Origin of the sequence: Defluviicoccus vanus (genome assembly GCF_014672695.1) — a bacterium.
Classification (GTDB): domain Bacteria; phylum Pseudomonadota; class Alphaproteobacteria; order Rhodospirillales; family Defluviicoccaceae; genus Defluviicoccus; species Defluviicoccus vanus.
Genome location: NZ_CP053923.1, coordinates 3,258,834 through 3,272,421, shown reverse-complemented (window position 1 = coordinate 3,272,421; position 13,588 = coordinate 3,258,834). Strand labels below are relative to the sequence as shown.

Below are 13,588 nucleotides of genomic sequence, written 5' to 3'. Positions count from 1 at the left end.
GCATCCGCCGCCATCGACCGTGCGCCGTACATTCGAAAGAACGAATCTTGTAGACGGGAGCGCCTTTCTTCGCAACGCACAATTTGCTAACCTACCGCGAACTCTAAAGTAGTGCATTATTTCTTTGAGCATTTCGCAACGAGAGCGCCGTGATGGGCGCGCAAGCGGCAGTGCGCCGCATCCGGGAGGGAGTAAGGACATGGCCGAGCAGTTAGCAACCGCAAAACAAAAATCCCCGAAGCGCGAGGCCCCGTGGCTGATCCGCACCTACTCGGGCTATGCATCAGCGAAAGAGTCGAACGCACTTTATCGCAAGAACTTGGCGCGCGGCCAGACCGGGCTGTCGATTGCTTTCGATCTGCCAACACAAACCGGTTATGATTCTGACCATATTCTCGCGCGGGGCGAGGTTGGCAAGGTTGGCGTGCCGGTCTGCCACATCGGCGATATGGACACGCTGCTCGACGGCATCCCCCTCGACCGGATGAATACGTCGATGACGATCAATGCCCCGGCGGCGTGGTTGCTTTCTCTCTACATCGCCGTCGCCGAGCGCCGCGGCATCGATCGCGCCACGCTTTCGGGGACCACCCAGAACGACATCATCAAGGAATACCTCTCCCGCGGTACGTACATCTTTCCGCCGGCACCATCGATGCGGCTGATCTGCGACGTCATCTCCTTCACCTACAAGGAGGTGCCGAAGTGGAACCCGATGAACGTCTGCTCCTACCACCTGCAGGAGGCGGGAGCGACACCGGAGCAGGAACTGGCCTTCGCGCTGGCCAATGCGCTGGCCGTCCTCGATGCGGTGAAGGCGTCGGGACAGGTGCCGCCGGAGGACTTACCCCAGGTTGTAGGCCGGATCAGCTTCTTCACCAATGCCGGCATCCGGTTCATTACCGAGATGTGCAAGATGCGGGCGTTCAATGTTCTGTGGGAAGAGATCTGTCGCGACCGCTATGGGGTCACCGATCCAAAATTGAGCCGCTTTCGCTATGGCGTCCAGGTCAACTCGCTGGGGCTGACCGAACCACAGGCGGAGAACAACGTCTACCGCATCCTGCTTGAGATGCTGGCTGTCGTGCTTTCGAAGAATGCCCGGGCACGCGCGGTGCAACTGCCGGCGTGGAACGAGGCGCTGGGCCTGCCGCGACCGTGGGACCAGCAGTGGTCGCTTCGCCTGCAGCAGATTGTCGCCTTCGAGACCGACCTGCTCGATTTCGGCGACATCTTTGACGGCAGCCGGGCGATCGCCGAGAAGGTCGAAGCCCTGTGTTATTCGGCACGTGAGGAACTGGCGAAGATTGACCAGCTTGGCGGTGCCGTCGTCGCCGTCGAGTCCGGCTACATGAAGCGCCGCCTGGTCGAGTCGAATGCGACGCGCCTCGCCGCGATCGAGTCCGGCGAGCAGATCGTCGTCGGCGTCAACAAGTTCACCGAGGGCGAGCCGTCACCGCTCGGCGCCGGCGAGGAGAGCATCGTCACCGTCGATCCGCGCGCCGAGCAGGAGCAGATCGCCAGCCTCACCGCCTGGAAGCAGTCGCGCGACGCAGCAAAGGTGAAAGCGACGCTCGCCGATCTCGCCGACGCCATCCGCGACGGCCGCAACATCATGGAGCCGTCGATCGCCTGTGCCCACGCCGGCGTTACCACCGGCGAATGGTCGGGCCTGCTACGCGATATCTTCGGCGAGTATCGCGCCCCCACCGGCGTCGCCCAGGCGGTGGTGGCGACCGATATCTCCGGCTTGATGACGCTCCGTGCCAAGGTCGAGGAAGCCACGGACAAGATGGGCCGGCGGATCAAGATGCTGGTCGGCAAGCCGGGCCTCGACGGCCACTCCAACGGCGCCGAGCAGATCGCCCTTCGCGCCCGCGATGCCGGCTTCGAGGTGGTCTATGAGGGCATTCGCCTGACGCCGGAGCAGATCGTCGCCGCAGCGCTGGAGGAAGGCGTCCACGTCGTCGGCCTGTCGATCCTGTCGGGCTCGCACTTGCCGCTGGTCACGGAAATCATGGAACGGATGAAAGCCGCCGACCTGATGGATGTGCCGGTAGTCGTCGGCGGCATCATCCCGCCGGAGGATGCGGAGAAACTGCTCAAGGCCGGCGTTGCCCGCGTCTACACGCCAAAGGACTTCGACCTCAACACCATCATGGCCGACATCATCAAGATCGTGCAGCAAACGGCAATGGAAGCCGCGTAGGAAGCGCTTTGTATGGGCGGATGTCACAGCATCCGCCCATACAAAGTTGAATTGCATTCGCGCGAGGTATTAGCGCATTTGCACTCTGGTTGAGGCGAGTCGGTTTGTACAACCGTTCGACCTCCCGCCGAAGGCGTACGATTTCTGCCGACTGGTCACCAGGACCGCATGCCCCCGACCGCTGTGCGCCATCGCCGTAACATCGACGGCTGAACGCCCAACTCCTCGGCAATCTGCATCAAGGGACGGCCGCTCGACGCCAACAATGCGACCGCCTCCCGCTTGAACTCGTCCGTGAAACTCTGACGCGGTTTCGCCATCAAACACCTTCCTGCCCCTTCCCGGAGCATAGCAAAGATGTCCACTAATTCGGGGGAGCTTTACCGCGATAGACGCATGCGTCCATGGACGAGTGTGGCGCGACTCATCGCACCTAGCGTGCACTGGAAAGAGGCACAGGCGTTGGACGCTGCCCATGCCAGGGACACTCGAGGACCCGCTACGTTTTGCCGTCTGCGGCTTCCCTCTTGCTCCCAGGACCCGTGCTGGGAGCGGACAAGTAAAAATGGCCGCGAGGGGCCGTTCTTAGCGCCTGAATTCCATAAGGGAAAACTTGGAGCGGGCGAAGGGATTCGAACCCTCGACTTCAACCTTGGCAAGGTGTCCCACGACCTTCGCCGGCCTTCGACCCGCTTCGCGCAGTTAAGAAAAACTACGATAACACAGCATAGTACGTGACCTCTGAGCCGCCGCGTTTACGCCCGGGCGGCCTCCGACTTGCTACGAACTGATTGGAATTAGCTTCGATTGGTGGTATGATAGGCTAATTCTAATCAAGCTTCCAGCAGGTGATTGATATGGCTGCGGAAAAGCTCACCTAGCGGATCGTCGACGGTCTCAAGGCTCCGAAACCTTCCGAGGTTGGGGTTAAGGTTCGGGAGACTTTCGTGTGGGACAAGGAGCTCCGCGGCTTCGGCGTTCAGGTCATGCCTGTCAACGGCGGAGCAATTCTGGGCCACTGTAGCGGAGTCAAAGCAGGCCATTTGGGCGAGAGCGGTGCAATCACGGCAAGGGGCCCGATCGGGCCCCTTGCCGTGCGTCGGCTTTGCCTCGGGGATCAGGGCTTGCTGGTTTCGCCGGTCTCGGGATCGACGGTCTCGGCGGTGGTCTGGTTTTGCTCCGCCCGATCGGCTGCGGTGGGGGGACGACGACGTCCGGCGGATTGCTTCAACCGGTAGCTGTCGCCGTTCATGGTGAGGATATGGACGTGGTGGGTCAGGCGGTCGAGCAGCGCGCCGGTGAGCCGTTCCGATCCCAGCACCGAGGTCCAGTCCTCGAACGGCAGATTGGAGGTGACGAGGGTCGAGCCGCGCTCGTAGCGCTGGGAGAACACCTCGAACAGAAGTTCCGCCCCGGTCGGCGACAGCGGCAGGTAACCGAGTTCGTCGACGATGAGCAACATCACCGACTGGAGATCGCGTTGCAGCTTCAGCAAGCGGCGCTCGTCACGCGCCTCCATCAACTGGTGCACGAGGGCGGCTGCGGTGGTGAAGGCGACGGTGAACCCCTTCTGGCAGGCGGCAAGAGCGAGGGCGAGCCCGACATGGGTCTTGCCGGTGCCACTGTTGCCGAGCGCGATGACGTTCTCCCGGCGCAGGATGAACTCGCAGCGGGCCAGCTCGAGCACCAGCATCTTGTTGAGGCTGGGAATCGCGGTGAAGTCGAAGGTGTCGAGGCTTTTGACCGCCGGGAAGCGTGCTGCCTTGATCCGCCGCTCGACCATTCGGCGTTCTCGGTCGATCAGTGCGAGTTCCACCAGGCGCAGCAGATAGCGGGGATGATCGACGCCGTCGCGTGCGCATTCGCGGGCGATCTTGTCGTATTCCCGCAGAACGGTCGGCAGCTTCAACTGCTTGAGGTGATGCGCCAGCAGAACCTGCGGTGTGCCGCTTGTCGTTCCCGCCGGCATCGCATCAGCGCCCGCCTTGCCGGTCATGCCGTTGTCCCGGGAACGAGAACGGCGTAGTCAGCCGCCGCCGTCATCCTGACGTCCATTTTCGGCAGATGTGGATAGGCCGTCAGGTCGAGCCGGGCCGGCCGCCGCTCGACGCGCGCCAGAGCAATCTGCTTGACCGCATCAAAGCCGATGACGCCGAGCCGGATCGCTTCGCTGACCGCGCTCGCCACCATCTCCATCGGGATCGCCTCCATCAGCCGCAGCACCTGGATGAACTCCCGCCTGCCGCGGTTGCCCATGCGCGCCTCGAGGAGATGGCGCAGGTGCTGGAACGCCTCCGGCAGATCCCAGTCTTTCAGCGCCGCCGCCTGGTCGAGGGCATTCGGCTTCGTCTCGATCAGCGCCAGATAGTGCAGCGGCTCGAATACGAAGGTGCCCGTGCCATAGCAGCGACGATGCCGGGCGATCGCCTCGCCGGCACAAAGGATCACCACCTCGTCGACGAAGCCCTTCACCACAACATCCCGGAAGCCGTATGCCGTCGGTACCGAGTAGTCGTTGCCGCGGTAGCGGACCAGGGCGGTCGATGAGACACGGGCCGCCCGCTTCTCGCTCGGCTCCAATGGCACCGCCGGCAAATCCCGGAAGGCTTCGAGGTCGGCGACGAGACGCTCGCCGATGGTTTCGCCGTGGCGACCGGCGCGTTCGCCTCGTCGCTGCCGGCAGCGCTCTTCCAGCATGGCATTGAGATCGTCGAAGCTTGCCGCCTGGGGGATCGGCGTCAGGAAGTTCGATCGAGCATACTTCACCAGCCCCTCGACCTTGCCCTTGTCGTTGCCCTTGCCGGGACGGCCGAAGCGATCCTGGAACAGGTAATGGCTCTGCAGTTCCGTAAAGGCCCGGGTGCGCTCCCGCCTGCCGTCGCCGCAGATCTTCGCCACCGCGAGCGTCGTGTTGTCGTAAAGCACCGACAACGGCACGCCGCCGAAGAATGCGAATGCCGACACATGCCCGTCGAGGAAGGCTTCCGTCGTCTCCGCCGGATAGGCCTTCACGAAAGGAGTATCCGATTGCGGCAGGTCCATGCAGAAGAAGTGGATCTTCTGCCGGACGCCGCCGATCACGCCGATCGCCTCGCCAAAGTCGACCTGCGCATGACCGGACGGATGAGCCAACGGCACGAAGGTCTCCCGCAATCTCCCCGAGCAACCCGGACGTAGTCCCTCACCACCGTCAGACCGCCGGCATAACCGTGCTCGTCGCGCAGTCGCTCGAAGATCCGCTTGGCCGAATGCCGCTGCTTCGAAGGCGCCGTCCTGTCGGCCTCGAGGATGGCGTCGATCACCGGCAGCAGCACCCCGAGCTTCGGCTTCTTCACCGGCTTCGTTCGCGTGTAGCCGGGCGGCAACGAGAACCGGCACATCTTCGAAACCGTCTCACGGCTCAGCCCGAACACCCGGGCCGCCTCACGCCGGCTGTTGCCCTCGATGAAAACGAAATGCCGAACGGCGGCGTAGACTTCCACGGCAAACATCCCCGGCCGCCCCCACAAAAAAGAGACCGCCTAACCACTGGCCAGATTTTACTCCGGCGCGGCAGCACCAATCACCGCCGCTACGTGGCCTAATTTGTCACCGCCATACACAACTGCCGGGTACAGGTACTGCATCGCCGACATGCTAGCCTGCTCGCGAAGCTCGTGGGCTGCGAGCGCGACGACCTGGCGGAACAGATCACGCGCGTGGCTGTGCTCGAGGGCGGGTGCCAGGCGCGCGGCCTTCTGCCGTCCGTCGCTGAAGACCAGCACCTTGCGCCCGTGGTTTGGCAGACGTGGGTCCTTCTTCTGCGGCGGCTGCTCGGCGAACTGAGCCTCGATGAGCGCCGTGAAGGGCTGCTCGCCGCGCGTCCTGAAGTCGTGGATGCGGCTCTTCGCGTTCGCCGAGGGCTGGCACATGGCGCAGCGGTCGAACGAGGCCTCGCGTTTGCCATCGCCGTTGAGCCAGAGCGCTAGGTTGCGGACCTCGTCATCCGGGAACCGATTGCCGGTGTCGAGGTAGCCGGTGCGCAGGTGGAGCCGCACGATCTCCGTGCGCCCGGTATAGCGCGGCGCACTCGGCAGGAGCTGTAGGCGAAACAGCGCGCCCTCCGTCTCGCCCCAGAGGAACGAGAGCCGGTCGAGCGACTCCTCTTGCGAGTACGCGAGCAGATACGGACTGCCGCAGTCGCGGCACGACGCGATCTCGAAGACGCGGCAGCCGCATGCGTCACACACCGCGCTCGGCGTGGTGAACAGTTTGCCAAGGATCGCCCGCTCACCCGGCTCGCTCTGGCGTCCGCCGCACTGCGGGTTAACGCAGGCATAGAGCCCGTGCAGGCCACGGAAGAGACCATGCACGCGCGTCGGCACGAGGCCCGGCTCGTCGGCCTTGATGCGCGCGAGCGTGGACACCGTGAGCAGCGCTTCCAGCGCGCGGCGCGCGTCCGGGTAGTCCGGGAACACGCGCGGGGCGAGCTCGCTCACCGCAACGGCGTGGCCAGCTGCTTCCTTCACCAACTGGTTGACCCACGGCTTGTTCTTCAACGCCGCATGCAGGGCCGCGAGCACTTCGTTCTCGCTGGCGTCGGCCGTTAAGCTTGCCGGTAGCAACGGCGCGAGCTTCTCGCGAAGCATGGGCGCGTCGAGCGCCTTGTTGATGCCGTCGAGGTCGAGCGAGGCCAGCGTGTCGGCCACGTCCTTCGGAGCGGGGCTGGCAGGCGTCGGAACCTCGCGCGTGCCTGTGATAGCCTCGAAGTTCTCAGGGCGCTTGCCGGTAATATCTGCGGCGAAGCGCTTGACTGCATCGACCGCCACCGCGCCCTCGCCGAGCGAGGCAGACGTGGCGATTACGCGCAGCTTCTCAGGGCGATCGTGGATGCCGAGACGCGCACGCAGGCGTCGAATGAGGAACGCGACTTCTGCGCCTTTGGCTCCACGGTACATGTGCGCTTCGTCGAGGACCAGTAGCAGCTGCGTGCCGTCCTGGTCGAGCCAGCGCTTCGTCTCGGCAAAGACGGGACGCTCGAACGGGCGCATCAGCATGTACTCGAGCATCGAGTAGTTTGTGACGAGCACATCGGGCGCATGGCCCGGGAGGCTGCCAGCTCCGTGTACCATCTCCTGCCGAGTGAGTAGCTCGCGATCGTTCAGGCCCGTGTGAAGGCGCCGCTGCCAGTTGTGGTCTGTGTACTCCTGCCCGGCGCGCTTGCCGCTCTGGTAGGTCCGCCGGCGCGCCTCGTTTTGCGCGTAGAAGGCCTGGAGGTCCTTTGCGGGATAGCGGCCCAGACGACGGAGGCGCTCTTCGACCTCGGGCGAGAGGCCCAAGTAGTACTCGAGCAGCGGCTTCACGCGCTCGCCGTCGCGCGAGGCTGAGCGCGGTCCCGGGTACGGAGTGCGGCCGGTGTACATGCCGAAGCGCGGGAAGCGGCGGTCCGTGCCGAGCGCCGTGAACGCATCGGCGACCGCGGGGTCACCGAGCAACAGGCGCAGGCGCGAGAGCTGGTCGTTCACCAGCGCGTTCATCGGGTAGAGGATCAGCGCACGCACGCCAGGCTGCTCGAACGTCCTGGGCGAGCGCACTGCCTCGTCGTAAAGCGAGCCGAGCATCGGTACGAGGAAGCACTCGGTCTTGCCGGAGCCCGTACCCGTCGCGACGACGATGTCCTTCCGCTCGACAAGGAACTCACGGAAAGCGCGCTCCTGATGCACGTAGATCGACGGGAAGAGAACCGTGCGCTCGTCCTCCGGCGTGCTCTGCACCGACGCGGTCTTGGCGAGCTTCGAGAAGAAGCCCGCGATCTCTGACGTGAACCCGATGTCAACGTAGGCCGCCTTCGAAGTCGCGTAGCGCGTGGTGGTCTCGATGTAGGGTTCCTGCGCGAGCAGATGGCCCCCAGCGTCCTCTTCGAGAAGGCGGCGCCGTGAGCGGACCAGCGTCGGATCGTTCAGCGGGTAGGCGCTCTCGATGTAGCCCTGCAGAGCCTCCTGAAGGCGGCGCACGAGGCGCGTGGGCGTGAAGCGCTCGTCGCCCGTCGGATCGCGCTCAATGAACGGGGGCGGTTGCGTCGACTGCGCGGGCTTGCGCACGGTGGCTTTGCGCGTGGATTTCTCTGCCTTCGTGACCTTGCCGCCCGCGCGATCCGACCATGCCGCGAGCGCCTTGTCGGCGGCGGGGCTCAGCTCGACGATGACGTCCGCCACTTGCTCCGGCGACCGGCCGTCGAAGAGCGCGTCGAGCACGGCGTCGGCCACCTCGACGATGTTCGAGAAGTCGAGCTTGTCGCCCTTGTGTCGAGCTTCTTGCGGAGGAAGCCGACAATGTCCGCATCGACGAGTCGACCTTCATCGGCGTAGTTGTGGAGGTTCACGTTACTCATAGGACGCTCTCCACGTGCCAGTGGTTGAGGTCGAGATCGACGATGGCGGGATGCCGACATCCTTTGGGAGAAATCAGCATCAAGCCGCGCATCGCGCGGTGAGGCCTACGTAGAGCACGCGCCGCTCGTGGCGTGCTCGCTCCGCAAACAGGGCGGGTTCTTCGAAGTCTGTGTATGGCGGTGACAAATTAGGCCACGTAGCGGCGGTGATTGGTGCTGCCGCGCCGGAGTAAAATCTGGCCAGTGGTTAGGCTGTCTCTTTTTTTTGTGGGGGCGGCCGGGGATGTTTGCCGTGGAAGTCTACGCCGCCGTTCGGCATTTCGTTTTCATCGAGGGCAACAGCCGGCGTGAGGCGGCCCGGTGTTCGGGCTGAGCCGTGAGACGGTTTCGAAGATGTGCCGGTTCTCGTTGCCGCCCGGCTACACGCGAACGAAGCCGGTGAAGAAGCCGAAGCTCGGGGTGCTGCTGCCGGTGATCGACGCCATCCTCGAGGCCGACAGGACGGCGCCTTCGAAGCAGCGGCATTCGGCCAAGCGGATCTTCGAGCGACTGCGCGACGAGCACGGTTATGCCGGCGGTCTGACGGTGGTGAGGGACTACGTCCGGGTTGCTCGGGGAGATTGCGGGAGACCTTCGTGCCGCTGGCTCATCCGTCCGGTCATGCGCAGGTCGACTTTGGCGAGGCGATCGGCGTGATCGGCGGCGTCCGGCAGAAGATCCACTTCTTCTGCATGGACCTGCCGCAATCGGATACTCCTTTCGTGAAGGCCTATCCGGCGGAGACGACGGAAGCCTTCCTCGACGGGCATGTGTCGGCATTCGCCTTCTTTGGCGGCGTGCCGTTGTCGGTGCTTTACGACAACACGACGCTCGCGGTGGCGAAGATCTGCGGCGACGGCAGGCGGGAGCGCACCCGGGCCTTTACGGAACTGCAGAGCCATTACCTGTTCCAGGATCGCTTCGGCCGTCCCGGCAAGGGCAACGACAAGGGCAAGGTCGAGGGGCTGGTGAAGTATGCTCGATCGAACTTCCTGACGCCGATCCCCCAGGCGGCAAGCTTCGACGATCTCAATGCCATGCTGGAAGATCGCTGCCGGCAGCGACGAGGCGAACGCGCCGGTCGCCACGGCGAAACCATCGGCGAGCGTCTCGTCGCCGACCTCGAAGCCTTCCGGGATTTGCCGGCGGTGCCATTGGAGCCGAGCGAGAAGCGGGCGGCCCGTGTCTCATCGACCGCCCTGGTCCGCTACCGCGGCAACGACTACTCGGTACCGACGGCATACGGCTTCCGGGATGTTGTGGTGAAGGGCTTCGTCGACGAGGTGGTGATCCTTTGTGCCGGCGAGGCGATCGCCCGGCATCGTCGCTGCTATGGCACGGGCACCTTCGTATTCGAGCCGCTGCACTATCTGGCGCTGATCGAGACGAAGCCGAATGCCCTCGACCAGGCGGCGGCGCTGAAAGACTGGGATCTGCCGGAGGCGTTCCAGCACCTGCGCCATCTCCTCGAGGCGCGCATGGGCAACCGCGGCAGGCGGGAGTTCATCCAGGTGCTGCGGCTGATGGAGGCGATCCCGATGGAGATGGTGGCGAGCGCGGTCAGCGAAGCGATCCGGCTCGGCGTCATCGGCTTTGATGCGGTCAAGCAGATTGCTCTGGCGCGCGTCGAGCGGCGGCCGGCCCGGCTCGACCTGACGGCCTATCCACATCTGCCGAAAATGGACGTCAGGATGACGGCGGCGGCTGACTACGCCGTTCTCGTTCCCGGGACAACGGCATGACCGGCAAGGCGGGCGCTGATGCGATGCCGGCGGGAACGACAAGCGGCACACCGCAGGTTCTGCTGGCGCATCACCTCAAGCAGTTGAAGCTGCCGACCGTTCTGCGGGAATACGACAAGATCGCCCGCGAATGCGCACGCGACGGCGTCGATCATCCCCGCTATCTGCTGCGCCTGGTGGAACTCGCACTGATCGACCGAGAACGCCGAATGGTCGAGCGGCGGATCAAGGCAGCACGCTTCCCGGCGGTCAAAAGCCTCGACACCTTCGACTTCACCGCGATTCCCAGCCTCAACAAGATGCTGGTGCTCGAGCTGGCCCGCTGCGAGTTCATCCTGCGCCGGGAGAACGTCATCGCGCTCGGCAACAGTGGCACCGGCAAGACCCATGTCGGGCTCGCCCTCGCTCTTGCCGCCTGCCAGAAGGGGTTCACCGTCGCCTTCACCACCGCAGCCGCCCTCGTGCACCAGTTGATGGAGGCGCGTGACGAGCGCCGCTTGCTGAAGCTGCAACGCGATCTCCAGTCGGTGATGTTGCTCATCGTCGACGAACTCGGTTACCTGCCGCTGTCGCCGACCGGGGCGGAACTTCTGTTCGAGGTGTTCTCCCAGCGCTACGAGCGCGGCTCGACCCTCGTCACCTCCAATCTGCCGTTCGAGGACTGGACCTCGGTGCTGGGATCGGAACGGCTCACCGGCGCGCTGCTCGACCGCCTGACCCACCACGTCCATATCCTCACCATGAACGGCGACAGCTACCGGTTGAAGCAATCCGCCGGACGTCGTCGTCCCCCACCGCAGCCGATCGGGCGGAGCAAAACCAGACCACCGCCGAGACCGTCGATCCCGAGACCGGCAAAACCAGCAAGCCCTGATCCCCGAGGCAAAGCCGACGCACGGCAAGGGGCCCGATCGGGCCCCTTGCCGTGATTGCACCGCTCTCGCCCAAATGGCCTGCTTTGACTCCGCTACAGTGGCCCAGAATTGCTCCGCCGTTGACACCCCTCGGTGGTCGTCGGGAGCGCCAGCAGAGGGATGGGCGCGAGGACGTCGGCGTCGGACTGGAGCCACAGGCGCGAGGTGACGAGGCCGCTCATGAACGGCGCTCGGATCTCCACGACGCCCGGCTCCGAGGCCTGGAGCGCGAGCTCGACGGCGATCGCGTGCTCGCCGAGTCGGAGCGCGAAGCGGAGCTTGTGGACGGCACCGCGTGTGAGCCGCTCGGCGATCTCCTCGGCGGTGAGATCTTCGCGAAGCGCGCCCGTCACCAGCGTTGCGGTGACCTTGGTGCTCGCGCCGAGGAGCAGGCCCGTGAGTGCGCGGAGGTAGTGGGTGACCTCGGCGGCCGACCCGAAACGCAAACGCACGCCGACCCGCGAGCCGCTTTCATGCGGACGCGCTATTTCACGCTGTGCGCTCGCTGGCTCGAGTCGTCGATCGCTGGTCTGCGTCGTTCCCATCATCGCTTGCCCCGGTGGCCTCCTCCGTCTTCTTCCCGGGGCCTCTGGCGCGCACCCATTCATCGACCGTCGGTTTTTGAAGAAATCGAGGGTTGATAGACAGCAGGGCGTCGGGCCAGAAACGACCAACGTCGTATTGGCAATCGATCTCCGCCTTCGGATCTTCAGATCGAATGGTCCTGGAATACCGAGAGCATAGAGCGTAGAAATCGATAAGACGGTGGTGGAATTCGAATGTCTTCATTGCCAGTTTGTCCCCCACGATGTTTCTTGTGGGGCCATTATTATCCTCGGCGGACTCACCAATCGATTGCCGTCCTGTATTGATATATCGCTCCGATCGGCGTTTTAGGCCCTTTGGCTTTCCATGCTGCCTCATGGCGTTGCCCCCACAGGCATGATAGCGGCGCCGCTGCCAGTCGATCACCAAACGGCACGAAGTCCGTGCTGTCATACAGGACGACGCCGAAGGCGAAGCGCTTGCCGCAGGCTTCGGCTAAGGCCCGCAGGCCCGAGAAATCGCCGGCCTTGACCGTGGCGCTCCCCTTCACCTCGATGCCTGCAATCATCCCGTCATCGCGCTCCAGCACGATGTCCACCTCACGCATGTCCCGATCCCGGAAATGATGAGGCGTCAGCCGCAGATCTGAGGCCGTCAGCAGCTTCAGCACCTCCGAAAACACGAAGCTCTCCAGAAGCGCGCCGAACGTCCCGCGATCCGCCCGGACCCTGTCGGAGGTGAGCCCGCGCGCGGCCGCCAGCACGCCAGAATCGAGGAAATGCAGCTTGGGTGTCTTGACGATCCGCTTCAGTGCATTGGTGAACCAGGGCTGTACTGTCGCGATCAGGAACACCTGTTCGAGCAGGCCCACATAGCGCTGCCCTGTCTTGTGACTGACGTTGATCGCGCCGCCGAATTGCGAATAGTTGACCAACTGACCGGAATGCTCGGCCAGCAGCCGAACGAATTTCGGAAGCTCGGTCAGCTTCTCAACGTCGGCGATGTCACGCAGATCGCGGGTCAGGATCGACGTGAGATAGGAGCGTGCCCAGTCCTGCCGGCGCCGCTCATTGTCACGGCTGATCGCTTCGGGGAAGCCCCCGAGCAGGACGAGTTGGACAAGATCATCGCCGACGATCGCGTTCCGTTGGCTTTGTAGCTTCCCGTCGAANAGGTGCTCCAGAAAGGTCGGCGCTCGCCCCTCGATTTCGGCCTTCGCCAGCGGCAGCATCTGGATGGTCTCCATCCGGCCAGCGAGGCTGTCGGCGATCCGCGGCAGTGTCAGCACATTCGCCGAGCCAGTGAGTAAAAAGCGGCCTGGGCGATAGTCCTCATCGACCGTCTTCTTGATCGCAAGCAGCAGGTCGGGCACGCGCTGGATTTCGTCGATGATGGCCCGGTCCAGGCCCCGGATGAAACCGACGGGATCGGACTGGGCTGCCTCAAGGACGGTCTGATCGTCGAGCGTGATATAAGTTCGCCCAGCGTCTTCCATTTTTCGAACGAGCGTGGTCTTGCCGGCCCGGCGCGGCCCGACCACCAGGACCACTGGCGTATCCGAAAGGGCCTCCTTCGCCCGCCGCTCCACAAACCGCTCGAACATGCCATCCCCGCGTCCCGGACGATTGGAACCGTAGATGCCGGCTAATTGGAAGTCAACGATCCGCTGATTGGAAGTTTTAGGATCGCCGTCTAGGAGCCGGAAGGGGAATGCCTTCCCCCTGGCCTGCGCCATGGTCGCCGGCACACCCCCTTCTGCGGGGAGATC

At 64.2% G+C, this 13,588-nt stretch carries 6 protein-coding genes and 3 pseudogenes; 3 read left to right on the top strand and 6 right to left on the bottom strand.

The window, feature by feature from the left end; genetic code table 11:
• The first annotated feature begins 199 nt into the window (after positions 1-199).
• Positions 200-2,209 (top strand): protein meaA, encoded by a 2,010-nt coding sequence (locus HQ394_RS14845; protein WP_190260873.1) that lies wholly within the window; start codon positions 200-202, stop codon positions 2,207-2,209.
• A 112-nt stretch (positions 2,210-2,321) separates the two neighbouring features.
• On the opposite strand, the pseudogene HQ394_RS21245 reads toward HQ394_RS14845, so the two are convergent.
• The 4 genes and pseudogenes from HQ394_RS21245 to HQ394_RS14825 form a co-directional block, all read right to left on the bottom strand.
• A pseudogene (locus HQ394_RS21245) lies at positions 2,322-2,529 on the bottom strand (transposase); the annotation flags it as partial.
• Positions 2,530-3,326: 797 nt separating this feature from the next.
• Positions 3,327-4,205 (bottom strand): IS21-like element helper ATPase IstB, encoded by an 879-nt coding sequence (istB, locus tag HQ394_RS14835; RefSeq protein ID WP_317628948.1) that lies wholly within the window; start codon positions 4,203-4,205, stop codon positions 3,327-3,329.
• Positions 4,202-5,700: pseudogene (gene istA / locus HQ394_RS14830) on the bottom strand (IS21 family transposase). The gene istB (HQ394_RS14835) and the pseudogene istA (HQ394_RS14830) overlap by 4 nt, the downstream one beginning before the upstream one ends.
• Positions 5,701-5,748: 48 nt before the next feature.
• A complete protein-coding gene (locus tag HQ394_RS14825; RefSeq protein ID WP_190260871.1) occupies positions 5,749-8,454 on the bottom strand; it encodes a DEAD/DEAH box helicase in 2,706 nt (901 codons plus the stop codon).
• Between the two features lie 408 nt (positions 8,455-8,862).
• Between HQ394_RS14825 and istA (HQ394_RS14820) the strand changes: the two are divergent.
• Both istA (HQ394_RS14820) and istB (HQ394_RS14815) read left to right on the top strand, forming a co-directional pair.
• Positions 8,863-10,360 (top strand): annotated as a pseudogene (gene istA / locus HQ394_RS14820) (IS21 family transposase).
• Complete coding sequence (gene istB / locus HQ394_RS14815) at positions 10,357-11,289, top strand: IS21-like element helper ATPase IstB (protein ID WP_317628952.1); 933 nt, start codon at positions 10,357-10,359, stop codon at positions 11,287-11,289. The pseudogene istA (HQ394_RS14820) and the gene istB (HQ394_RS14815) overlap by 4 nt, the downstream one beginning before the upstream one ends.
• Positions 11,290-11,327: 38 nt before the next feature.
• Here the strand turns inward: istB (HQ394_RS14815) and HQ394_RS14810 are convergent, their stop codons facing one another.
• Positions 11,328-11,822, bottom strand: coding sequence for a hypothetical protein (locus HQ394_RS14810; protein WP_190260870.1), 495 nt, complete (start codon positions 11,820-11,822; stop codon positions 11,328-11,330).
• A gap of 296 nt (positions 11,823-12,118) precedes the next feature.
• Positions 12,119-13,423, bottom strand: coding sequence for an ATP-binding protein (locus HQ394_RS14805; RefSeq protein ID WP_456151625.1), 1,305 nt, complete (start codon positions 13,421-13,423; stop codon positions 12,119-12,121).
• Positions 13,424-13,588 lie beyond the last annotated feature (165 nt).